The following is a 22,029-nucleotide window of genomic DNA, read 5'->3' on the forward strand; positions in this document are numbered from 1 at the left end:
CGCACGTCTTACGCCGGTGCGGGGCCGCTTGCGGTTCACAATTCAGCATGAGCCTGTGCCGGTGGGGCCGAAGGGGCTTCAGGGCTGCTCGATACGAGATCCATGCTGAGTAGTGAACGACACCGGTCATTGCTTCTTCTCCTACACGGAACCCTATTCCGTGCAAGTCATCCACTGTTGCTTGGACGACGCACATCGACACCGTCCCTTGTCTGCACACTTCTGCGATGGGGAATAAGCAGAAGACGGTCGTTCAGCGCGCGAGAGACACCTATTCGCGCACGGTCTTCAGTCGATCGGATCTGGTGCACCGAGGGCTCACGGGGCGTCTCATCGCCGAGTCAGTGGCCCGAGGAGAACTCCAGCACGTGCGCCGCGATCGATATGCGCTGCCGTCGACGCACCGGGACATCGTCGAGGCTGTCCGCATCGGCGGGCGGGTCTCATGCTTGTCTCTCCTCGCCCTTCTCGGTGTCTTCGTGTTCCGTTGCCGAGAGCTCCATGTGCTCGTGACTCCGGGTTCGTCTCGTCTACGTGTGGCGAGGGACGGAAAGGTCGTGCTCCATTGGAAGGCGCTGACCAGCGTTCGCGAGAGCCTTCATGCGGCTCCGTTGATCGATGCCGTCGCGCACTCCGTGCTCTGCCAGGCTCCGCGCGAGGCGCTTGCCACCTTGGACAGTGTGCTTCATCACGGACTCCTGACCCGCGAAGATCTGGTCACGATGTTCGCTGCTCTACCCGCCCGATTCCGCCCGCTGCTCGCACTGGTCGACCCGTCGGCGGGCTCGGGCTCAGAGACATTCATGCGGTTGCTGCTCCGGACGATGGGCGTCGCCTATGAGACCCAGGTGTACCTCGAAGGCGTCGGGTACGTCGACTTCGTGGTGGACGGCTGGTTGATCATCGAGTGCGACAGCAAGGAGTTCCACGAGGGGTGGGAGAAGCAGATGCAGGATCGCGAGCGCGATATCGCCGCGGCCCGACTCGGCTTCGTGACCGTCCGGCCCCTTGCGAAAGACATTTTCGGTGACCAGGCGTCTGTGAGGCAGGCTCTCGAGCAGGTCATCGCTGCACTCGGACCGAGGTTCGTAGACGCACGTCGTTCACAATTCAGCAGGAATCGCCGCGGAGCGGCGGTCGAGTAGCGGAATCACGGGGCTCACATGCGTTCATGCTGAGTTGTGAACGGAAAAGTGCGGGGCGGCGGGTCAGAGGCCGTCGGCGAAGCTCTGGATCAGGCGCGCGGCCGGCTCGGAGTCGCTGATCAACGTGCCGTGGCCGTGATCCGGGATGACCTGCAGATCGGCACCCGGGATCTCGTCGATGATCTCCTGGCACCAGGTCATCGGAGCGAGCGGGTCGTCTTCCCCGCGCAGCACCAGCACAGGCTGATCGATGCGCGCGAACGCCTTCTCCGGCTCGTGCACGATGGTCGCCCGGATCTTGCGGATGAGGTGGGGGCCGCCGCGCAGATATTCGCGGGCACCTCGCCAGATCACGAGCGGGCGCTCGCCGACCAGGTCCGTGAGGAGATAGCTCGCCTGCGCTGCGACGTTCCGTGCGGCCTTGTTGACGGTCGGACCGGCGAGCACGACGCCCTCGACGAGGGAGGGATGCCGGGCGGCGAGCTCCGCGGCGATCTGACTGCCCATCGAGTGCCCGATGACGACGACGGGGCCCTCGTCGGCATGACGGAGGTACGCGGCGACGAGGTCGGCGTGACGCTCCATGGTGAAGGTGCGAGCGGGCTCGGGTGCTTCGCCGAAACCGGGCAGGTCGAGTGCGATCACCCGGCCTTTCAGCCGCTGTACGACGTCGAGGTAGACGCTGCGTCCCATGCCGATGCCGTGCAGCAGGAGGAAGGTGTGCGGTCCGTCGCCGAAGGTCTCCGCGATCAGCGTCGCGCCCGCGTGCTCGAACTCGAGCAGCGTGACGGGGGTGCCCTTCGGGGCGAGATAGCTGGAGACCACACCTCAACGCTAACCGAGTGGGACCCCTGCGACGAACCGGGATCCACGCATGCCGTATGCCGGTGTGCGACGAGGGGCGAGCCTGCGTCGTGCGAGGATGAAGGGTGTCTTCGCCGAACCCCGATCCCGATCAGATCGAGTCGGAGGGCGAGACCTCAGGCTCGACCAAGGGTGTCATCGCGCGCATCGCCGACGGGCTGCGCGATCCGGTGCTGCGCGCGCTCGTCGCCGCGACGGCCGTCTCACGCATCGGCCGCGGCGTCTTCCTCGCGGTCACCGTGCTGTTCTTCACGCAGATCATCGGCCTCTCGCCCGCGCACGCCGCGGTGGTGCTCGCCGTGTCGAGCGGATGCGGGGTGGTCGGGTCGCTCCTCGGCGGCTGGCTCGCCGATCGGTGGAGCGCCCGACGCCTCGCCTTCGGCTTCGAGATGGCAGGTGGCGTACTGCTCGCCGCATACGCGTTCGTCGGAGACTTCGTGTCGGCGCTCGTCCTCGCCAGCCTCTCGGGCTTCTTCGACTCGCTGGGGTATTCCGCTCGTTCCGCGATCATCGCCCGGGGCTTCGCGCCGCACCGGCGGGTGCACGCGCGTGCGGTGCTGCGCACGGTCACGAACCTCGCGATCGCGGCAGGCTCCGGATTCGGCGCGATCGCTCTGGCTCTCGGCACACCCGAGGCCTACCGCGTCGTCATCGCCTGCGCGGGTGCCGTCTGCGCGCTCGGCTCGCTCTCCCTCCTGCGGCTGACATCGGCCGTCGACGCGCCGCCGCGCAGCCGGGCCGCGGCTCAGCTGACCGAGACGGGATCCATCGACACACACGCCACGGCCGCGGCATCCGCCGAGCGCAGGGACTGGAACCGCCGCTCGCCGTGGCGGGACCCGAGGTACCTGCTGCTGAGCGCGCTTTCGGCGATCTTCGGCATGCAGTTCGGAGTTGCGGAACTCGGGGTGCCGCTGTGGATCAGCGAGTACACGAATGCCCCGGATGCCACGTTCGCAGTGCTCCTGATCGTCAACACCGCGCTGGTCGTGCTGTTCCAGGTGCGTGCCTCCCGTGGCACGCACGACCTGCGGATCGCCGGCAGGGTGACGATGATCGCCGGCTGGCTGATGGTCTCCGCCTGCCTGATCTACGCGCTCGCCGCAGGGCTTCCGGCATGGGCGGCGATCGTCATCCTCATCGTCGGCATGATCGCGCACACGTTCGCCGAGATCCTGTCGCAGGCCGGGGCCTGGGGTCTCAGCTTCGAGCTCGCCGATCCTGTGCGAGCGGGCGCCTACCAGGGCGTGTTCGGCATGGGCTTCTCGCTCGGAGCCCTGGCGTCGCCGATCGTCGTGAACGCCACCGCGATCACCTTCGGCTTCGTGGGCTGGGTGATCCTCGCCGCGATCTTCCTCGCCGCAGCGATCGGCATCTGGCTCATCGCACGCCGCGCCGCAGCATCCGCCACGCCTGCTCCCGCCTGAGCCCGCAGAGCCGCCCCGGGCTAACCGGCCGGCGCCAGCACCAGAGTGTGACGCGTCGCCGCATCGACCGCCGCGTCGGTGAATGCCCACGGCCGCTGAATCCCCGCCGCCCAGTCGGACGTCTGATCGACGTAGTGCTCGTCGAACGCGTGTCCGGATGCGCCGGTGAGGTGGATCCAGGTCGAGGCGTCGAGATCGGAGAGGTCGACGACCATCCGCATCGACGGCACGGTGGTCGTGGCGTACGACGTGCCGAGCTCCCAGCCGGTGGCGTTGACCACGGACGCGCCGCCGCTGACGGCGTAGGGGCCGCGGTTGAAGAGGGCTTCGATCGGGGCGATGCCGGAGGACCCGAGGGTGTCGCTCGTGAGGGTGATCGCGTGCAGGTCGCCCCACCTCCATGCGGTGACGACGTCGCCCTGAACCGCCGAGAGCTCGTCGTACGCTTCCTCGGCCGACAGGGCGAGCATCTCGTCCATGCCCGCGACATCGATGCTCGGGTTGGTCCAGAGCGCGTCGGATGGGTCGTCGAGAAGATCCGCGACGACGGTGAAGAGTCGACCCTGGCCGTCGATCGGCAGGGGCTGGTCGCGTTCGGCGAACAGGTTCTGCACGAGGTTCGACCAGAGGACGTTCGCGTAGGCGGCTGCGGCCGACCCTGCGTCGTTCTGTGCGTCCCACGAGCGCAGCAGCGCCACGGCATCTGCAGTCCCCGCACCCGTCACCTCCACATCCTCCATCTCCGTTGCCAGTCGCTTGCCGATCCACATCTCGCTGTCCATCTGGATCTCCCGCATGTCCTGGGCGGTGAGCGGCGCGGCGGCGGCGCGTCGCTCGATCAGGTGCGCGATGCGATCGGCCCTGTAGCCGTAGTCCCAGTCCCGTGAGAGGAAGTAGGGGTAGTCGTCGGTGACGATCGCGTTGTTCGCGGTCACGATATACCCGGATGCCGGGTTGTATGACACCGGCAGTTCGTCGAACGGGATGAATCCGGTCCAGTCGTAGCTGCTGTCCCAGCCGGGCTGCGGCATCCATCCGTCGCCGGCCCCGCGCACGGGGAGGCGTCCGGGGGTCTGATAGCCGATGTTGCCTTCGACGTCCGCATAGATGAGGTTCTGTGCCGGCACATCGAACAGCGCGGCCGCCGCGCGGAACTCCTCGAAGTCCTGGGCGGTCGACAGAGCGAAGATCGCGGTCGCGGCCGTGCCGGGGTCGAGCGCCGTCCAGCGCAGGCTGACCGCGTACTCGGCTCCCTCCGGCGCGGTGCCGGTGGGCGCCGGACCTGCGGCGCCGCCGGCAGCGAGGCCCGGCTCAGGGTCGTCGGCGATCGCGGTGAAGTCGTCGGTGAGACCCGAGATGATCGGTCCGTGCACGGTCGACCGGATCGTGAGATCGATGTCGTCGCCCCCGGCCACCGCGATCGTCTCGGTGGTCTCGTCGATCGGCACCAGCGCGCCGTCGCGCCAGTACTGGTCGCCCTCGATCCGCTCGACGTAGAGGTCGGTGACGTCGGTGGTCAGGTTGGTGAAGCCCCAGGCGACCTGCTGGTTGTGGCCGATCACGATGCCGGGGAGACCCGAGAACGAGAAACCGCCCATGTCGAACGGGCAGTCGTCGGTGACCTCGCTGCACCGGAGCTGCACCTGATACCAGACCGAGGGGAGTGATGCGCCCAGGTGCGGGTCGTTGGCGAGCAGCGGTATGCCGGTGTCGGTGAGGTCCCCGGACACGACCCACGAGTTCGATCCGATCCCCTCGCCGACATCGCCGACGAGCAGGCTTGCCGCCTCGATCACGTCCGACGCCTCCTGCCACTGGATCGTCGTCGCCGCCTGCTGCATCTCGCGGTCGTTCCCATCGGTCGTGAACGCGGCGGGCTCGGCACCGGCCTCGGTGATCGGGCCGGTCGAGATCTCGGGGACGATGACGGGGTGATCCTCGAACGGATACGGCGGGTACAGCTCGTCGAGCGTCGTGGTGATCCCGGCGGCGTCGGAGGTCTCCGCCAGCTGAGCGGCCAGGAGTGAGCGCTCGACCTCGTCTTCGACGTTGCCGCGGAGATCCCAGGCCATCGCCTTGAGCCACGCCACCGAATCGGCGGCTTCCCAGGGCTCCGGCGCGTACTCCGGGTTCTGTATTCCGAGAACGGCATATTCGAGCGACAGCTCGGCGCCCGAGCGGGAGGAGAGGTAGGCGTTGACGCCGTCGGCGTAGGCCTCGTAGTAGCCGCGGGTGACGTCGTCCATCGCCTCGACCTCGGCCTCGGCGACCTTGCGCCAGCCGAGCGTGCGGAGGAAGGCATCGGTCCCGGCCTGCGATTCGCCGAACATCTCGGCCACGCGTCCCGCCGTGACGTGCCGGCGGAAGTCCATCTCAAAAAAGCGGTCCTGCGCGTGCACGAAGCCCTGGGCGTAGAAGAGATCGTGCGATGAGTCGGCGGTGATGGTCGGGATGCCGCTGGCGTCGCGCTGCACCGTGACCTCGGCCTGCAGCCCGTCGAGCGACAGGGTGCCGTCGGTCTGCGGGAACGAGCGCTGGATGGTCCAGGTCACGAAGAAGGCACCGGCGACGGCGACCACCACGATCGCAGCGACGACGAGGAACACGATGCGGCCGATGCGAGCACCCAGCGAAGGGCGCGACGGGTCGACGATCTCGGTCGAATGGGTTGTCATCTTCGAGAACTCTTTCGGGTGGCATGGCGGAACTCAGTCCCAGAGAGTCCCAGAGCGCGTCTCAACAGACGCTTCCGGAATACTACCCATAAAGCATTCGCGGGCGGGGGTGTTCTCGCCCCCGCCCGCGGCGTCAGCCGATCAGGCTCGGCTGCAGGTCGCGCAGCGTGCGCCGGTGCGTCATGCGCGTCACTCCGATGGCGGCGAGCAGCAACGCGCCGACCAGCCAGATGCCCAGCACCACCAGATCCCAGCCCGCCCGGCCGAGGTTGCCGCCGTACATCAGTTGCCGCATGGCATCGACGACGTAGCCGAGCGGCAGCACGTGGTGGAGCGCGGCCAGCGGGGCGGGGAGGGTCTGCCAGGGGAACGTGCCGCCCGCGGTGACGAGCTGCAGAACCATGAGCACGAGTCCCAGGAACTGCCCCACGGAACCGAGCCAGACGTTGAGGGCGAGGATGATCGCCGCGAAGGTCGCCGACGCGAAGATCATCACTCCCAAGGTGCCGACGGGGTTGTTGAACGTGAAGCCCAGGGTGATCGCCAGGATGCCCATGAGCCCCAGCATCTGCACCGCGCCGAGCATCGCCGGGGTGAGCCACCCGGCGAGCGTCACTCGGATCGGAGAGTGCAGCGCCGTGACCGCGCGGCGGGAGATCGGCTTCACGATGAGGAACAGGGCGTAGATGCCGATCCAGGCCGACAGTGCGGCGAAGAACGGTGCGAGACCGGCGCCGTAGTCCTCGGCGGAGGCGACCTTGTCGCTCGAGACCTTGACCGGGTCGGCGATCGTGTCGGCCTGCAGCGTGCGGAGCTCCGGCGTCGACACGGGGATCTGCTGCACACCGTCCGAGAGCCCGTCGCGCAGCTCGGCCGTGCCTGACGCGAGGGTGCCGAGCCCATCGCGCAGTTGGGCCGCGCCGTCGTTCGCCGCCGCGGCGCCGGTGGCGACGGTCTGCGCGCCGCTGGCCAGGCTCTGCGCGCCGCCGGCGAGCTGCGAGGCGCCGGATGCCACCGAGTCCGCTCCCGCGGCGAGCTGGTCGACCTTGTCGACCGCGTTCTGCACGGTCGAGTTGCCCTCCTGGAGTCGTGTCGCGAGGGGATCGAGTGTCGTGAGCACCCGATCGATCTGCTCCGGCGTCAGGCCCTGATCCGTGAGCATGGTGGCGATGTCCTCGCGCGCCTGGGGCAGAGCATCCGTCGCCTGCTGCACAGCGGATCCGGCCCGGTCCGCGACGTCGGCCAGCTGCCGGTTGCCGTCACTGACCTGCTGAGCCCCCGACGCCAGCGTCGCCGCACCACCGGCGAGCTCGGACGCGCCGCCCGCGAGCTGCGACGTGCCCGCAGCGAGCTGAGAGGTTCCGTCTGCGAGCGTCGCACTGCCGGTGGCGGCGGTGTCGGCGCCGTCGGCGAGCTGGGTCGCTCCGTCGACCGCGGTCACGAGGTTGTCGCGCACCTCGCTGAGGCCGGTGAGCAGGCGCTCTGCGGCCTCGCTGCCCACCATCTCGGCGACCGAGCTGCGGATCTTCTCCACCGCCTGCGTGCCCATCGACGACGCGAGGTAGTTGTTCGCGTCGTTGGTCTCGAGCTCGATGCGCGCCGGGTGGGGGTCGTCGCCCGCGGCCGAGGTCAAGGCCGACGAGAAGTCGGCGGGGATCGTGACGGTGAAGTCGACCGTTCCCTCCCGCAATGCGTCGGCGGCCTCGTCTGCCGACATCCGCTGCCAGTCGAACGCGTTGCCGTCGATGAGGTTGTCGGCGACGTCCTCGCCGTAGTTCACGGTCTCGCCGGTGGCGGCATCCGTTCCCGTGGTGGGCTCGGGGGCTCCGCTGTCATCGACGACCAGCGCGACGGGGACCTCCGGGAACTTCGCGTACGGGTCCTGGTTGGCCCAGAGGTACAGGCCGCCGTAGAGGATGGGCACGCAGACCAGCGCGATCAGGGCGATCACGCCCATCCTGCTCGCGGTGAGGCGCCGCAGCTCGGCGGCGATCATGGCGGGAACCTTCATCGCTCGCCTCCGTTCTCTGTCGTGTTCGGCTCGGGTTCTGCGGGTGGGTCTTCGTCGTCGGCCGGGGGAGAGCCGAGAGCATGCGCGTGCTCGGCGTCGGCATGCGGTGTCGCGGGGCGCTCGTCCGGGTCTTCCGCCTCGGGCTCTGGCTCAGGATCCGGTTCGGGCGCCGGCTCCGGCTCAGGGTCGGGCTCGGGATCCGGTTCGGGCACCGGCTCGGGCTCGGCCTCGGCCTCTGGCTCGGGCTCGGGATCAGAGCCGCCGGGCAGGTCGAGGACGAGCGGTTCGACCGGTCCGGACGCGTTGATCGCCTCGAGCTCGTGCATGCGCTCGAGGGCGACCGCGGCGGATCCGCCGATGACGACGAGCATCGCGTACCCGCGGTCGGCGAACTCCGACGCGATCCGCCACCAGCCGTCCGGGCTGCCGCCGTGACGGTCGGGCGAGACGAGCACGATTCCTTCGGTGCCCGTGCGGAGGATCGCGAGCTCGCAGAGGATGCGTACCCGTGCGGCGGGATCGACGTTGCCGATCGCCACGCCGGCGAGCTCTCCGAAGCCGAGTTGATTCAGCCAGCGCCGTGCGTGCAGCGGGGTGGCGCCGACGCCGGCGAACATGAGCTCTTCGCCGACGACGCCCGCGAGGGTGATGTCAGCGTGGGGATCGCTCACGTCGGGGGCGTCGACGAGCGCGATCGTGCGGCGCAGCGCGCGGTTGTCCGCGTCGCCGTCGATCGTCACGCGCCCGGTGTCCGGCCGCATCCGACCGCTGGCGATGAGGCCCAGCACCGTCGGGCGCTGCTCGGTCTCGGCGAGTGCGAAGCGCACGGCTCCGCTGTGGAACTCGAGGCTCGTCGTCGGCAGCGCCTGGCCACCGCGCCCCTTGCTCACGTCGTGCAGGGTGACCCTCATGCGCTGACCTCCTGTGATTCGACGATGTCCGGGTGCGCGCTCAACAGCTCGTCGGCCTCGCGCCACGAGAGTCCGGCGATGCTGAGTAGAGTGCGAACAGCGAGATCGGCTGCCCCGGTGCTCGATGCGTCGGTGCGCGAGACGACCGTGCGGGCGACCTCTTCGATGAGGCGGGCGAGGGTCGGGGCAGAGAGGTCTGTGCGGAAGCTGCCGTCCTCCTGTCCGCGCTGCGCGAGGGCGGCGACGGTGCGGCGCAGCGGGGCCAGGGCGTCTGCGGTGTGCTGCACGTGGGCTTCGTCGAGGGCGAGCGCGGCTGCGACCTGGACGTGCGCGGCCTCCTGCCAGAGTCGTGCGGCGAGGCGGGCCAGCGCGATGCGTGAGTCGGCGTCGGTGACGGATTCGGCGATCGCGTTGAAGCGCTGCGCTCCGACCGAGATCAGCTCGCGGATCAGAGCCTCTCGGTCGTCGAAGTGGCCGTAGAGGGTGCGGCGCGACAGGCCGGCGCTGCGGGCGATGACGTCGATGGACGCCCGCGGGTCGGTGGCGAGGGTCGCGCGGGCCGCATCGAGGATTCCGGCGCGGTTCTCGACGGAGTCGCGGCGGGGAGCACGGGTTGTCATGCCTCAATGATACGTAATGTGCACAGTAGTGTGCAAGATAACTCGGGGGACTCACAGGGTCTGAACGGTGGGCCGTTCACAACTCAGCACGGATGGGCACTTAAAGCCGCAATCAGCACCATGCGGACCCGAATCCCGGCGCTCATGCTGAATCGTGAACGGCGAGCGGCGGGCACAGACAGAAAAGGGGGCGGATGCCGCAGCATCCGCCCCCTTCCGCAGAACCCTTGACGTCAGTCGGTGCCGGAGTCGAAGGCAGCGCCCTCGGATGCGGTGTCGACCGCGTCGGCGAAGTTCTCGTCGACCTCCTCGACGGAGCCCGTGATCTCGCCCGACTCGCCGGCGGTGACGCGACCGACGAGCTCGCCGGTCGCGCCGCCGATGAGGCCGAGACCCGCGTACTGCTCGAGGCGCGAGCGCGAGTCGGCGATGTCGAGGTTGCGCATCGTGAGCTGGCCGATGCGGTCGACCGGGCCGAAGGCGGCGTCGCCGACGCGCTCCATCGAGAGCTTCTCGGGGCCGTAGGACAGGTTCGGCGAGGTGGTGTCGAGGATCGTCCAGTCGTCACCGCGGCGCAGGCGGATCGTCACGGTGCCCGAGATCGTGAGGCCGACCCAGCGCTGGATGGACTCGCGCAGCATGAGCGACTGCGGCTCGAGCCAGCGGCCCTCGTACATCAGTCGACCGAGGCGGCGACCCTGCTCGTGGTAGGTCGCGAGGGTGTCCTCGTTCAGGATGCCGTTGACGAGGCGCTCGTAGGCGATGAAGAGCAGCGCCATGGCCGGGGCCTCGTAGATGCCGCGCGACTTCGCCTCGATGATGCGGTTCTCGATCTGGTCGCTCATGCCGAGGCCGTGGCGTCCGCCGATCGTGTTGGCCTCCTGCACCAGGGCCACCGGGTCGGTGTACTCGACGCCGTTGAGTGCGACGGGGCGGCCGGCCTCGAACGTGACGGAGACGTCCTCGGTCTCAATCGCGACCGAGGGGTCCCAGAACTTCACGCCCATGATGGGGTCGACGGTCTCGAGCGAGACGTCGAGGTGCTCGAGCGTCTTCGCCTCATGCGTGGCGCCCCAGATGTTGGCGTCGGTCGAGTACGCCTTCTCGACCGAGTCGCGGTAGGGGAAGTCGTGGGCGACGAGCCACTCGCTCATCTCCTTGCGGCCGCCGAGCTCGGTGACGAAGTCGGCATCCAGCCACGGCTTGTACACGCGCAGACGCGGGTTGGCGAGCAGGCCGTAGCGGTAGAACCGCTCGATGTCGTTGCCCTTGTAGGTCGAGCCGTCGCCCCAGATGTCGACGCCGTCCTCCTTCATGGCGCGCACCAGCAGCGTGCCGGTGACGGCGCGGCCGAGGGGAGTGGTGTTGAAGTAGGTGCGGCCGCCGGAGCGGATGTGGAAGGCGCCGCAGGCGAGCGCCACCAGACCCTCTTCGACCAGCGCGGTCTTGCAGTCGACCAGGCGCGAGGCCTCGGCGCCGTACTCGAGGGCGCGGCCGGGGATCGACTCGATGTCGTCTTCGTCGTACTGACCGAGATCACCGGTGTACGTGTAAGGGACGGCGCCCTTGTCGCGCATCCACGCGACGGCGACGGAGGTGTCGAGTCCTCCGGAGAAGGCGATGCCGACGCGCTCGCCGACGGGAAGTGACTGGAGGACCTTGGACATGCTTCCCAGTCTATCGGCGGCGTGTCGGCTGTTTCGGACGGCGTCGGCCGTCAGCGGGCGACGCCGGCGTCGAGTGCCTCGGGCTCGGAGTCGAGCCGCACCAACTCGCGTCGCTGATGCGCGGCGTAGCCGGCACCCCAGCTCGTGAGCGCCTCGACGAGCGGCATCGATCCGCGCCCGAGGTCGCTGAGGCGGTATTCGACCTTGGGAGGCACCTGCCGGTAGACCGTGCGGAGGATCAGGCCGTCATCCTCCAGCTCGCGCAGCTGACGGGTGAGCACGCGGGCTGTGGGCTCGTCGAGAAGCCGGCTGAGCTCGCCGAACCGCAGCACCTCATGCTCACCGAGGAGGCTGAGGATGCTGGGCTTCCAGGCCCCGCCGAGGACGGCGATCGAGATCTCCGCGTCGCACGCGTCGCGCCACTCCCGGACGATCCGCTCGGTCTTCTCCCTCATCGGCTCCGCCTCCTGGTCGTCATGGTATCCATTCGGTCACTATCTACCCGGAATGACAGTACTTGTCTGAAGTGTACTCAGACCGGGAGACTGATGCGGTGACCTTCCCGATTCCCACGGCATCCGCTCGACCGCGCACGACCCTGCATCCGTGGCTCGCCATGATCCCGCTGCTTCTCGGCATCCTGATCGGGGCTCTCGCGATCAGCAGCATGTCGACCGCGCTGCCCGCGATCCGCGGCGATCTCGTCCTGTCCGACAGCGGCGCGCTGTGGCTCGTCGACGTGTACGCGCTGTCGCTGGCGGCGACCCTGATCATCGCCGCCAGGATCGGAGACGCGTTCGGTCGCAAGCGGATCGTGCTCGCGGGTCTCGCCGGCTTCGCGGTGCTCAACCTCGTCGGCGGATTCGCTCAGGACGGGATACTGCTCATCGTCGTCCGGGCGCTCCTCGGCGTCGCCGAGGCGTTCGTCGTGGCGGGCGTCGTCGCGACGATCGGGGCGCACTATCACGCACGGCAGCGCGTGCTCGCCTACGGGCTGTGGACCGCGACGTTCGGTGCCGGCAGCGCGCTCGGACCCGTGCTCGGCGGGCTGGTGACCGAGGGGCCGGGGTGGCGCTGGCTGCTGCTCGGAAGCGTGCCGCTCGCCGTCGTCGCCGGGGTGCTCGCGATCTGGCTCGTGCCGGATTCGCGCAGCTCCCGTCGCCCGTCGTGGGACATCCTCAGCATCGTGTCGTCGATCGTCGCGCTCGGGTCTCTCGTCTTCGCCCTGCACGAGGTGCTCGCCGCTCCCCTCGCCGCCGGCATCGCGGGTGTCATCGCCGTCGTGACGCTCGTCTTCTTCATCCGCCGCCAGCGTGCCCTCGCCGAGCCTCTCATCGACATGCGGCTGTTCGGCGTGCCCGGCTTCAGCCCTGCGATCGTGCGCATCCTGGCGAGCAGCGGGGTGTCGACGGCATCCGTGCTCCTGGTGAGCCTCCACCTGCAGGATGCGCGGGGCTTCAGCGCGGCCGAAGCCGGTATCGCGATCCTCCCGCAGGCGGTGGCGATCGCCCTCGGCGGGGTGCTCGCACCCCTGTTCCTGCGGTGGTTGACCTCGCCGACGCTCACCGTGCTCGCCCTGGTGGTGCAGGGGGCGGGACTCGCGTGGCTGTCGACGGGCGTCGAGCTGGTCGTGATCCCTCTGGTGCTCGTCGGCGCGGGGTTCGGAGTCGCGGCGACGCTCGCCGCCACCACGCTCTTCGACGTCACGACGGAGGACGACGCCGGTCAGGTGGGGGCGATCCAGGAGGTCGGGTTCGCCCTCGGCGGCGGTCTCGGCATCGCGGTGCTCGGCACGATCGCATCGATCGTCGGTTCGCGCGGCTTCCTCGTCGCCCTGCTGGTCGCGACCGTCGCGGTCATCGCCGCGGCCCTCCTGCCGCTGTGGAGACGCTCGCCGGTGAGCACTGCCGAGAACCCGGCCATCGATGCCCGCTGAAGGAAGGACACCCGTGTCAGCATCGCGCCCTACCGTCCACTGGATCTATGCCCACCCCCAATCGAGCTCGTTCAACGCGCGGCTGTTCCGAGATGGCGTCGACGCTCTCGCGCGCGACCACGATGTCGAGATCACCGACCTGTACTCTCAGGGCTTCGATCCGGTTCTCGCAGCGCCGGATCTGGGCGAGCCCCGAGGGCGTGAGGGCAGCGTCGTCGACCTGATGGGCGAGGCGTACGCCACGGGCCAGCTGCCGCCGGACGTCACCGAGGAGCAGCGCAAGCTCGCGGCCGCCGACCTCGTCGTGCTCCAGTTCCCGCTGTGGTGGTACGGACCGCCGGCGATCCTCAAAGGCTGGCTCGATCGGGTGCTCACCAACGGCTTCGCCTACGGCCCCGCGGATGCCGAGACCGGTCTGCCGCTGCGATACGGAGAGGGCCCGCTCGCCGGGCGTCGAGCCCTCGTGATCGTGACGGCAGGGGAGGACGAGCGCTCGATCGGAGAACGGGGCGTCAGCGGGGATCTGGACTCGCTGCTGTTCCCGCTGACCCACGGCACCCTCTGGTACACGGGCATCGAGCCGCTCGACCTGCACGTCGTCCACGACGCTGACGGGTTGGACGGGGAGCGCGTCGATCGCGAGAGCGCACGACTGATCGAGAGGCTCTCCGGAGTGGCGCTCGAATCGCCGAGCCGCCCGTACCGTCGGCTGCGCGATGGCGACTACCACGGCACCCGGGCGCTGCGATCGGACCTCCTTCCCGGGCGCACCGACCTCGGCATCCATCGCGTCGCGGTCGACTGAGGCAACGCGGCCCGACGCGCGCGGGCGTAGCTCTCCGCTTCTGCACGATCGGCCCCGACGGTGGCAGAGTGTCCGTGAAGGAGGACGGCATGGGTGGAGCGATCCTGTGGGGCGTCGTCGCGGCGTCGCCCCTCATCGTCGGCGCTGTTCTCGCTCTGCTGCGCACCTGGCCGCCGCGCTGGCTGGGCATCGTGCTCGGCTTCGGAGCCGGTGCCCTGATGGCCTCCATCGCCTTCGAGCTGTGGGAGGAGGGGCTGGACCTCGCAGGCCCCATCCCTCTCATCGTCGGCGTGGTCGCTGGCGCGCTCGCGTACTTCATCGCAGACCGGATCCTCGATGCGCGAGCCGCGAAGTCCCAGGAACGGGGAGCGGGCGTCCCGCTCGCGCTCGGAGCACTGCTCGACGGCATCCCCGAGCAGCTCGTGCTGGGAATCGGACTGGCCTCCGGAGAACCGGTGAGCATCGCGCTCGTCGTGGCGATCGTGGTCTCGAACCTGCCCGAGTCGATCGGCTCGGCCGCCGACCTGCTGAAGGGCGGCATGGCGAAGTCGCGCGTGCTGCTGCTGTGGGCCGGCATCTCGGTCATCTGCGCGCTGGCGACCGTCGCCGGATTCGCGGTGGCGAGCAGCACCGGCGACGACTTCCGGGCCGGCGCGAGCGGCTTCGCGGCAGGCGCGCTGCTCGTGATGCTCGTCGACTCGATGGTGCCCGACGCGCAGCAGAAGGCCAAGCAGGTGACCGGGCTCGCGACCGTGCTGGGCTTCGCGCTCGCCGCGGGGCTCTCGCTCGCGAGCTAGCATCACCGCGATGAGCCCGCCCGATAGGTCAGCCCTCGCGGACGACCCGGATGCTCACCCAACGGAACGCGGCGAGATCCGTGTCGCTGAGGTCCGTCGGGTCGCCGAGCTCGGAGCGAAACGTCACCGTCGTCCCGGTCCCCGCGCCGGCGCCGGGTGAGACTTCTGCCGGATCGGCCAGGATGCGCAGGTCCGTCGACGGGACTCCGTGGTGGTATTCCTGCACCCACCGCCCGTCAGCCCGCCGGTTCTCGTGGGCGAGGACAGAGCTGAGTGCCGCGACTGTCGACATTCCGCGGCGCGGCAGACCATCCGGCAGAAGCGGTGCCGAGGCAGATTCGAAGAAGCGGACATCCCGGGTGGCCATGACGGGCTTCCGCACGATGTCACCCCCGCCGTCGGTCCGCGTGTCGGTGCCGCGGCCATCGTCGGCGACCGACACCGAGCCGTCGCGAGAGATGCTCACGACGACATGGCCGATTCGCCCGAGCCCAGCGGCCTCGTCGTCCGCGTACGCGAGGACTTCGAGGATCTGATGGCGGCGTCCGCCGGGTTCGTACATGGCTCGTTCGTCGCGGATGCCGTGCAGGTGATCGACGTCGACATCTCGCGCCCAGTCATGCGTCGTGATGGTCCACGTGGCGCGATCCTCCGACTTCATCACCGCACTCTACCGATCCGCGGCCGGTCGGGGATGGCAGACTCGGCAGGGCTCAGAACCCGGGGTACTCCTGCAGCTTCTGCTCGAACTCGGCTCGGTCCGCATCGCTGAGCACGGCGCTCGCGATGACCACCATCTGCAGCCCCTCGAGGGGCTCGCCGGTGCGGGCGTTCTGCGCCTCGCGCGTCGTCAGGAAGTCGCCCGACGGGTCGTTCGAGAGGTCGAAGATGTTCGCGTAGAACCTCATCGGATCGGGGTAGTTCTCGGTGTAGTACTCCCACGTGTGCTGCTCGAGCGGGTCTTCGCTGCCGTAGAGCTTCGCGATCATCGACGGGTCGATCCCCGAGTACTCCCCGTTGAACGAGTACAGCGTGGGCAGACCGTGCTCGGCGACGACCGAGTCGATCGTCGACATGACCTCGAGCTTGAGGCTGTAGTCCTGGATCGGCTCGGTGGTGGCCCAGCCGGCGGAGGTGTACTCGATGAGCATCGATTCGCCGCCGTAGCCGTTGCGCTCCGGACGCAGATCCTCGTCGCCGACCTGCACCCAGTCGTATCCGTACTCGGCGGTGATGCGCTCGCGGATGTCGGCGAACAGGCTGTCCGCCTCGGCCTTCACCTCTTCGAGCGACTGCTGGGTGAGAGCGTCCTGCGGGTCGGTGCCCTTGATGCCCGGGTAGGCCTCTTCGTGCTTCTGCTCGTCGGTCTTCATGCCGTCGTAGCTGCCCGAGGCCGACGTCTGCAGTGCACCGATGCCGCCCACGGTGGCGACGTTGAAGATCAGCGTGACGGCGAGGGCGACGGCTGCCAGCGCGCGTCCTCGGGCGGTGAACAGCGCGCCGATCACGACGGCGACGACGACGAGCTGCAGCGTCAGCATCGTCACGCCGTAGACCGCGTCGGTCGCTCCGATCGCGAGCATGATGAGGAGGATCAGGGCGAACAGGATGCCGGTGATGAGTGCGATCCAGCCGAGTGCGTTCGCCGGCTTCTTCTCGGCGGAGGCGACCTCGGCTGCGGTCGCCGTGCCCGACATCGCCGGAGCGCCGGGATGCTGCACGACCGGCCCGGCCTGGCGGCGGGCGTTGCGATAGCCACCGGGCGGCGGCACGGGCGGCGCACCCTCCGTGCCGGCGACGTAGCGGGCCCGCTGCTTCTCGTGATCCATCACCATGGCTTGTCCGTTCCCGAGCCTCCGCCGTCGTCGCCCTGCTGCTGATCGCGCTCCTGCGTGCCCTGCTCGAGCTTGTCCTCGAGCTCTTCGAGCTTCTCGTCGGAGGGCTGCGGCTCCTGCTCCTGCTCCTCCTCCGGCGGCGGCTGCTCGTTCTGCTGCTTCTGCTTGAGGCGGTCCTCGAGGTCTTCCCTGCTCTGCTGCATGTCTCGGTCGGGTTCGGACGACTGCTCCTGCGCCTCGTCGCTGTTGCACTCCTCGGGCATCTCGGTCGTGATGGTGAGCGCCTCGCCGTAGAACTCCGCGGCCCCCGCGCCATCGCCCTCGGCGCGGGCGGCGTCGCCCATGCGCTCGAGGACGAGAGCGAGGTTGATGCGCACCGTGCACACCTCGAGGCCGGTCGCGAGGTCGAGCGATTCCTCGAGCTTCGCCCGAGCATCCGGCAGCTTCTCGGCGCCCGCCAGCGCGGTGCCGACGTTGAACGGCGCCTTGAAGGGCTCGAACCAGTTGAGGAACTCCTGCCCGCGGGCCGACGCCTCTGATCCGGCATAGTCATCGGCCACGTACGCGGTGATCGACTGGTGCGCGAATGCGTACATGCTGAGGATCTTGCCGACGAACAGCAGTGCGGCCAGCGTCAGCGGAAGCGTGCCGATCGCGATCCACCGTCGGATGCGGCGACGGCGACGATTCGAGGCCAGCAGCGCGGCGGCGGCCGACGCCCTCAGGTCCTCAGGGCTGTCGGACGGCGTCCCGCCGGCGCGTGTAGACAGATCTGTCATGCGGCACCTCCGTCGGTCGTCCGGCGTCGCGGCGATGTCGACGGCGCTCGCAGCAGACGCAGTCGGGCCACGAGCATGCTCGCCCTCGTGAGCTCCACGCCGAGCAGCGCCACGATCACGAGGGCGGCGACCCAGTAGAGCTCGGTCACGTTGCCCACGGTTCCGGACTCCGCGTAGGTGGTGGTGGTCGAGGGCGCCTCGGGCAGGGTGAGTGCGGCATCCGCGGTCCGGTGCTGGTACTCGACTCCGAGATCCGAGGCGATCGCCTCGAGGTTCCCCTCGTCGATCACCGACAGCGCGTTCGCACCCTCGTACTCGATGTATTCGCTCGACGAACCGTCCACGCCGCCCGTGGTGAGCTTCATCGGTCCGCCCTCCGCGGTGCCGTACCCGAGCGCGGCGCCGGCGTCGGTGAGCTCGGCGCTCCCGTCGAACGGCTCGGGGGCCGACGAGACCGTCTGCTCGCCGTCTCCGAAGTAGAACACCATGCGCGAGCGATCGGGCGACGACTCGGCCGCGTTCGACAGGGTGTCCGAGAGCAGCTGGTTCGCGATGCCGATGGAGCTGCCGCGCGACTGGCTCGTCACCTCGGGGCGCAGCACCTCGAGCGACGAGACGAGCGCGGTGGTGTCGGTGGTGAGCGGCATGCGGAGATCGGCCGTGGCGTCGAACGTGATCAGCGCGAACCGCGCACCGGGGTACTCGTCGACGATCGCCTGCACGTCGGCGCGGACGCCGTCGAGGCGAGGCTTGTCGCCGTCCCAGTCCTCGGCGACGATGCTCGCGGTGGTGTCGACGACGAGCACGATGTCGGTGTCGGTCGCGAGGGTCTCGGTGGCACCGCCGGGGATCCCCGGGCGCAGGAGCATGACGAAGCAGGCGAGCAGCATGACGAGCCGCATGGCCCAGAGCGCCCGTCCGCGGCCGGTCGCCCTGACCAGCGCCATCACGGCGAGGGCGGCCACGGGCGCGCAGAGCAGAGCGAGGAGGAAGACGTTCAGCACGGGCTGGAAGATCACAGTCTCACCCTCCACAGCACGACGATGAACGAGAGCATCGAGATCATCAGCACGACGATCCAGAGGTTCGGCGCGTCTGTCCAGACGACCTGCGCCTGACCCTTCAGCGCGGACGCCTCCTGCTCCTGCACCTGCGTGACGATGTCGCTCACGGTGGTGGTGTCCCGGAGGCCGTACGCCTGTCCGCCCGTGGCCTCGGCGGCCTTCGTGAGCTCGGCGCTGACGTCGGCGTCCTTGCCCTGCACCGGGTTGAGTGCGAAGACGCGCACGCCGTTCGATGCGGCATACGCGGCGGCCTCGTCGAGCGTCACGATCGAGGCGCCGTTGACCTCGTTGTCGGTCGCGAAGATGATCGAGCGCGACCGCTCGTCGTCGGGGTGGTCGAACGCCATCGCGCATGCCGCGAGGCCGTCGCCGATCAGCGAGGCGCCGTTGCCGTTGAGCGTGCCGACCCAGTGCTCGGGGACCGATTCGGTGAACTCGAAGCTCTCGCGGATGCTCTGCAGGTGGCTGCGGATGAACTCGTAGTCATCGGTCAGGGGGAAGATCTGCACGGGAGAGCTGTTGAAGATCGTGAGGCCGATGCGTTCACCCTCGAAGTCCTCGAGCAGTTCCTCGAAGACCGTGAGCACCTCGACGTCGACCTCGCTCATCGACCCCGAGACGTCGAGGCAGAGCATGATGTCGCGGCTCGTATTGACGGGCTGGATGGTCTGCGACGCCATCGGCCGGGCGGAGACGACCCCGGCCGCGAGGGTCGCGATCACGCCGATGAGCAGGATGCTCGACAGTGCGAGCACGCGGCGGTTCAACGCCTGGCGGAAAGTCGGCAGCGCGCGCAGGCGCTCGGCTCGGGCGACGCGGGCGCGCTCGTGGGCCTCGGTCTTCGCACCGCTGCGCAGCCCGATGACGATTCCGAGCGCTATCGCGATGACGACGACGGCCACGGCGACGAGGATGAGCCACCCGTTCGCTAGTGCCATGTGCGCACCACCGTTCGGGCCGCCTCGGCACCGGCGATCGGGTCGATCGCGGGACCGGGCCGGAAGATGCTGGGGTAGTAGTGGCGACCCATGGCGTCGACGAGCGCGGGATGGACCCCTCGAGAGACGAGGTCGTCGAGCGCGAGCACCGGTGCCTCGAGTCCGCTGTACTCGTTCACGAAGGTGCGCACGACGCGGCTGAGCTCGAGGTTCGCGTTGCGGGCGGACAGGGTGCGGGCGCGGTAGTCGTCTTCGATGCGCTGGATCCGGTCGAAGTACTCGACCCGCAGCTGCGACAGCACGTCGGTGGTGAGCAGGGTCGGTCCCTGGGCGTCGCGCGACAGCGTGAGGTCACGTCGCGGCCTGGTGAGCGCCACGACCACCCATGCTGCCGCGATCAGCAGCAGGAGGATGCCGAATGCGACCAGGATCCAGCCCCAGCCGTATTGGAAAGGCGGGTACAGCTCATCAGAGTCGGGCATTCGACCTCCGATTCAGCAGCTGGAGCAGCTGCGAGACGGCGTCGTCCTGACCCGCCAGCACGCTGTGGCTGATCTCCATCCGCTTGAGCAGCTCAGCAAGTCGCGCCGCGTCGGCCTCGGTCTGCGCGGCGAGCTCGCGGATGATGTCGGGATCGCCCTGCACGAAGTCCGGCACCTCCCACATGCTGTCGACATCGCTGCGGATGGTCGCCGTCGCGTGGTCGAGCACCGGATCGGCGTCGCTCACGGTCAGCCACAGGACGTCGTGCTGCACGCGCAGTCGGCGCAGCATCCGTTCGGTCTCCGTCGTGACCGGAGCCTCGTCGGTGATGACGACGACGATCATGCGGCGAGAGATCGTGCGCGTGACGTACGACAGCAGCGCGTCGCGGTCGCTGGCTGCCCTGCCCGTGTCGATCGACCGGTCGATCGTGCGCAGCGCGTGTTCCAGTGCGCCCTCGCTGCGGCCCGGCGCGCGGCGACGGATGCGGTCGGAGTCGCCGTAGACCAGTGAGAAGTCGTCGCCGTGCCGCAGTGCCAGCACGCCGAGCACGCCGGTGGCGAGGATCGCGAGGTCCTTCTTCGACTTCTCGTCGTGCGCGAGCGCGCCCATCGAGCGGCCGGTGTCGACCACGAAGAGGACCGTGTGCATCCGCATCGCACGGTGCCGCTTGACCAGAGGAGTGCCCAGTCGAGCCGTCGCGCGCCAGTCGATGTCGCGCACCTGATCGCCGTACTCGTACTTGCGCAGATCCTCGAAGTCGAGGCTGCGGCCGTGCAGCAGCGACGCGTAGGCGCCGTCGAGCGCGTGCAGCGACTTGCGCGACGAGTGGATGAAGAGCTTGCTCTTCACCTGGGCGATCAGGCTGGCCATGGCGGGTCAGGGCGTGGGGACGGACGCGAAGATCTGGTCGATGATCTCCTCGCTGCGGATGCCCTCGGCGTCGGCCTCGAACGTCAGCAGCACGCGGTGACGCAGCACGAGGTGGCGCAGCGAGCGGATGTCCTCGGGGATCACGTGGCTGCGGCCGTTGAGCAGCGCCAGCGCCCGCGACGCCTGCAGGAACGCGATGCTCGCACGCGGGCTCGCGCCGTACTTGATGAAGCGCGCGCGCTCCTCGCCGATGTACGGGGCGGGGTTCCGCGTGACGTAGGCGATCGAGACGATGTAGTTGCGGATCGCGGGGTCGACGTAGATGCGGCTCGCGACGTCCTGCAGCATGTGCACGTCGTCGAGGCTGATGGCGCTCGAGACGTGACGGTCGGGATCGAGCACTCCCGAGTCGATGCGGCCGAGGATCTCGAACTCCTCGGCGGGACTCGGGTACTCGACGATCTCCTTGAGCAGGAAGCGGTCCATCTGCGCCTCGGGCAGCTCGTAGGTGCCCTCCTGCTCGATCGGGTTCTGCGTCGCGATCACCAGGAACGGCTTGGGCAGGTGGTGGACCTCGCCGCCGATCGTGGTCTGGTGCTCCTGCATGGCCTCGAGCATGGCGCTCTGGGTCTTGGCGCTCGAGCGGTTGATCTCGTCGAGCAGCACGAAGTTCGCGTGCACCGGTCCGAGCACGGTGCGGAACGACCCGGTCGCCGCGTCGTAGATCTGGTTGCCCGTGATGTCGCTGGGCAGCAGGTCGGGGGTGCACTGGATGCGCTTGAACTGCGCCCTCACGGTGTCGGCGAGGGTGCTGGCCGCGGTGGTCTTCGCCAGACCCGGAACGCTCTCGAGCAGGATGTGCCCGCCCGCGATCAGCGAGATCAGCAGGCTCATGCGCAGACGCTCCTGGCCGACCATCTTGGCCGAGTATGCGTCGGACACGGTCTTCAGGACGGCGCTCGCGCGCTGGAGCTCGGCGTCCGTCGGCGCTTCGGACTTCCTGCTCGCCGACGGGGAGGCCGCGGGGGCCGCGGGGGCCGACGATTCGGCGCGGGTCGCGGGAGCGGGAGGAGCCGGCGCGGCGGCCTGGGCGGAGGGCGCAGGCGGAGGCGGCGGCGTCGAACCTGCGGAGGGGCCGGGCGCGTAGGGCTCGTTCATCGGTGTGTCTCCTCGTTCCCACGGGGGACGCGTCGACGACC

Annotated in this window: 20 protein-coding genes; 5 read left to right on the forward strand and 15 right to left on the reverse strand. The window is 69.1% G+C overall.

Annotated elements, in window-relative coordinates; all coding sequences use genetic code 11:
- Positions 1–227 precede the first annotated feature (227 nt).
- Complete coding sequence (locus ACIPV5_RS02585) at positions 228–1,145, forward strand: hypothetical protein (protein ID WP_053098315.1); 918 nt, start codon at positions 228–230, stop codon at positions 1,143–1,145.
- Between the two features lie 63 nt (positions 1,146–1,208).
- Here ACIPV5_RS02585 and ACIPV5_RS02590 read toward each other — a convergent pair whose 3' ends face one another.
- Positions 1,209–1,970, reverse strand: a complete 762-nt coding sequence (locus ACIPV5_RS02590; protein ID WP_187249116.1) for an alpha/beta fold hydrolase — start codon at positions 1,968–1,970, stop codon at positions 1,209–1,211.
- A 104-nt stretch (positions 1,971–2,074) separates the two neighbouring features.
- On the opposite strand from ACIPV5_RS02590, the gene ACIPV5_RS02595 reads away from it, so the two are divergent.
- Positions 2,075–3,436, forward strand: coding sequence for an MFS transporter (locus tag ACIPV5_RS02595; protein WP_400339475.1), 1,362 nt, complete (start codon positions 2,075–2,077; stop codon positions 3,434–3,436).
- 20 nt (positions 3,437–3,456) lie between these two features.
- On the opposite strand, the gene ACIPV5_RS02600 is transcribed toward ACIPV5_RS02595, so the two are convergent.
- From ACIPV5_RS02600 to ACIPV5_RS02625, 6 genes are all read right to left on the reverse strand, one after another.
- Positions 3,457–6,111, reverse strand: coding sequence for a penicillin acylase family protein (locus tag ACIPV5_RS02600; RefSeq protein ID WP_400339478.1), 2,655 nt, complete (start codon positions 6,109–6,111; stop codon positions 3,457–3,459).
- Positions 6,112–6,244: 133 nt separating this feature from the next.
- Complete coding sequence (locus ACIPV5_RS02605) at positions 6,245–8,122, reverse strand: YhgE/Pip family protein (RefSeq protein ID WP_400339481.1); 1,878 nt, start codon at positions 8,120–8,122, stop codon at positions 6,245–6,247.
- Positions 8,119–9,033 carry a hypothetical protein gene (locus ACIPV5_RS02610; protein WP_400339483.1) on the reverse strand — a complete coding sequence of 305 codons (915 nt, stop codon included), beginning with the start codon at positions 9,031–9,033 and terminating at the stop codon, positions 8,119–8,121. The genes ACIPV5_RS02605 and ACIPV5_RS02610 overlap by 4 nt, the downstream gene beginning before the upstream one ends.
- Positions 9,030–9,653 (reverse strand): TetR/AcrR family transcriptional regulator, encoded by a 624-nt coding sequence (locus ACIPV5_RS02615; protein WP_400339486.1) that lies wholly within the window; start codon positions 9,651–9,653, stop codon positions 9,030–9,032. Before ACIPV5_RS02615 ends, ACIPV5_RS02610 begins: the two co-directional genes overlap by 4 nt.
- Before the next feature lie 233 nt (positions 9,654–9,886).
- Complete coding sequence (gene argG / locus ACIPV5_RS02620; RefSeq protein WP_053098321.1) at positions 9,887–11,320, reverse strand: argininosuccinate synthase; 1,434 nt, start codon at positions 11,318–11,320, stop codon at positions 9,887–9,889.
- Between the two features lie 50 nt (positions 11,321–11,370).
- Complete coding sequence (locus ACIPV5_RS02625) at positions 11,371–11,775, reverse strand: winged helix-turn-helix transcriptional regulator (protein ID WP_400339490.1); 405 nt, start codon at positions 11,773–11,775, stop codon at positions 11,371–11,373.
- Positions 11,776–11,873: 98 nt separating this feature from the next.
- On the opposite strand from ACIPV5_RS02625, the gene ACIPV5_RS02630 reads away from it, so the two are divergent.
- From ACIPV5_RS02630 to ACIPV5_RS02640, 3 genes are all read left to right on the forward strand, one after another.
- Complete coding sequence (locus ACIPV5_RS02630; protein WP_400339492.1) at positions 11,874–13,256, forward strand: MFS transporter; 1,383 nt, start codon at positions 11,874–11,876, stop codon at positions 13,254–13,256.
- A 13-nt stretch (positions 13,257–13,269) separates the two neighbouring features.
- A complete protein-coding gene (locus ACIPV5_RS02635) occupies positions 13,270–14,061 on the forward strand; it encodes an NAD(P)H-dependent oxidoreductase (protein ID WP_400339495.1) in 792 nt (263 codons plus the stop codon).
- Between the two features lie 89 nt (positions 14,062–14,150).
- Positions 14,151–14,858: a hypothetical protein gene (locus tag ACIPV5_RS02640; RefSeq protein ID WP_320489437.1), complete on the forward strand. Its 708-nt coding sequence runs from the start codon at positions 14,151–14,153 to the stop codon at positions 14,856–14,858.
- Positions 14,859–14,886: 28 nt separating this feature from the next.
- Here the strand turns inward: ACIPV5_RS02640 and ACIPV5_RS02645 are convergent, their stop codons facing one another.
- Genes ACIPV5_RS02645 through ACIPV5_RS02680 form a run of 8 tightly spaced genes read right to left on the reverse strand, consistent with a single transcriptional unit; the run spans position 14,887 to position 21,988 of the window.
- Positions 14,887–15,519, reverse strand: coding sequence for an ATP-binding protein (locus tag ACIPV5_RS02645; RefSeq protein ID WP_400339498.1), 633 nt, complete (start codon positions 15,517–15,519; stop codon positions 14,887–14,889).
- Positions 15,520–15,571: 52 nt separating this feature from the next.
- Positions 15,572–16,693, reverse strand: coding sequence for a hypothetical protein (locus ACIPV5_RS02650; RefSeq protein ID WP_400339501.1), 1,122 nt, complete (start codon positions 16,691–16,693; stop codon positions 15,572–15,574).
- On the reverse strand, positions 16,687–17,472 hold the full coding sequence (locus tag ACIPV5_RS02655; RefSeq protein WP_400339504.1) for a hypothetical protein: 786 nt from the start codon (positions 17,470–17,472) through the stop codon (positions 16,687–16,689). Before ACIPV5_RS02655 ends, ACIPV5_RS02650 begins: the two co-directional genes overlap by 7 nt.
- On the reverse strand, positions 17,469–18,506 hold the full coding sequence (locus tag ACIPV5_RS02660) for a VWA domain-containing protein (protein ID WP_400339506.1): 1,038 nt from the start codon (positions 18,504–18,506) through the stop codon (positions 17,469–17,471). The genes ACIPV5_RS02655 and ACIPV5_RS02660 overlap by 4 nt, the downstream gene beginning before the upstream one ends.
- Complete coding sequence (locus ACIPV5_RS02665) at positions 18,488–19,474, reverse strand: VWA domain-containing protein (RefSeq protein ID WP_187249106.1); 987 nt, start codon at positions 19,472–19,474, stop codon at positions 18,488–18,490. The genes ACIPV5_RS02660 and ACIPV5_RS02665 overlap by 19 nt, the downstream gene beginning before the upstream one ends.
- Positions 19,465–19,956: a hypothetical protein gene (locus ACIPV5_RS02670; RefSeq protein WP_053098330.1), complete on the reverse strand. Its 492-nt coding sequence runs from the start codon at positions 19,954–19,956 to the stop codon at positions 19,465–19,467. The genes ACIPV5_RS02665 and ACIPV5_RS02670 overlap by 10 nt, the downstream gene beginning before the upstream one ends.
- Positions 19,943–20,830 (reverse strand): DUF58 domain-containing protein, encoded by an 888-nt coding sequence (locus ACIPV5_RS02675; RefSeq protein ID WP_400339510.1) that lies wholly within the window; start codon positions 20,828–20,830, stop codon positions 19,943–19,945. Before ACIPV5_RS02675 ends, ACIPV5_RS02670 begins: the two co-directional genes overlap by 14 nt.
- A 6-nt stretch (positions 20,831–20,836) precedes the next feature.
- On the reverse strand, positions 20,837–21,988 hold the full coding sequence (locus ACIPV5_RS02680; RefSeq protein ID WP_230101103.1) for a MoxR family ATPase: 1,152 nt from the start codon (positions 21,986–21,988) through the stop codon (positions 20,837–20,839).
- Positions 21,989–22,029 lie beyond the last annotated feature (41 nt).

This window comes from Microbacterium sp. NPDC090014 (assembly GCF_044748285.1).
Taxonomy (GTDB): Bacteria; Actinomycetota; Actinomycetes; order Actinomycetales; family Microbacteriaceae; genus Microbacterium.

What these genes read in the sequence shown, in the direction of transcription:
- ACIPV5_RS02605 (WP_400339481.1), bottom strand. Translation starts at nt 8,122, where the DNA reads ATGAAGGTTCCCGCCATGATCGCCGCCGAGCTGCGGCGCCTCACCGCG.
- ACIPV5_RS02680 (WP_230101103.1), bottom strand. Translation starts at nt 21,988, where the DNA reads ATGAACGAGCCCTACGCGCCCGGCCCCTCCGCAGGTTCGACGCCGCCG.
- ACIPV5_RS02650 (WP_400339501.1), bottom strand. Translation starts at nt 16,693, where the DNA reads ATGGTGATGGATCACGAGAAGCAGCGGGCCCGCTACGTCGCCGGCACG.
- ACIPV5_RS02625 (WP_400339490.1), bottom strand. Translation starts at nt 11,775, where the DNA reads ATGAGGGAGAAGACCGAGCGGATCGTCCGGGAGTGGCGCGACGCGTGC.
- ACIPV5_RS02670 (WP_053098330.1), bottom strand. Translation starts at nt 19,956, where the DNA reads ATGCCCGACTCTGATGAGCTGTACCCGCCTTTCCAATACGGCTGGGGC.
- ACIPV5_RS02645 (WP_400339498.1), bottom strand. Translation starts at nt 15,519, where the DNA reads ATGAAGTCGGAGGATCGCGCCACGTGGACCATCACGACGCATGACTGG.
- ACIPV5_RS02675 (WP_400339510.1), bottom strand. Translation starts at nt 20,830, where the DNA reads ATGGCCAGCCTGATCGCCCAGGTGAAGAGCAAGCTCTTCATCCACTCG.
- ACIPV5_RS02615 (WP_400339486.1), bottom strand. Translation starts at nt 9,653, where the DNA reads ATGACAACCCGTGCTCCCCGCCGCGACTCCGTCGAGAACCGCGCCGGA.
- ACIPV5_RS02665 (WP_187249106.1), bottom strand. Translation starts at nt 19,474, where the DNA reads ATGGCACTAGCGAACGGGTGGCTCATCCTCGTCGCCGTGGCCGTCGTC.
- argG (WP_053098321.1), bottom strand. Translation starts at nt 11,320, where the DNA reads ATGTCCAAGGTCCTCCAGTCACTTCCCGTCGGCGAGCGCGTCGGCATC.
- ACIPV5_RS02585 (WP_053098315.1), top strand. Translation starts at nt 228, where the DNA reads ATGGGGAATAAGCAGAAGACGGTCGTTCAGCGCGCGAGAGACACCTAT.
- ACIPV5_RS02610 (WP_400339483.1), bottom strand. Translation starts at nt 9,033, where the DNA reads ATGAGGGTCACCCTGCACGACGTGAGCAAGGGGCGCGGTGGCCAGGCG.
- ACIPV5_RS02600 (WP_400339478.1), bottom strand. Translation starts at nt 6,111, where the DNA reads ATGACAACCCATTCGACCGAGATCGTCGACCCGTCGCGCCCTTCGCTG.
- ACIPV5_RS02655 (WP_400339504.1), bottom strand. Translation starts at nt 17,472, where the DNA reads ATGACAGATCTGTCTACACGCGCCGGCGGGACGCCGTCCGACAGCCCT.
- ACIPV5_RS02640 (WP_320489437.1), top strand. Translation starts at nt 14,151, where the DNA reads ATGGGTGGAGCGATCCTGTGGGGCGTCGTCGCGGCGTCGCCCCTCATC.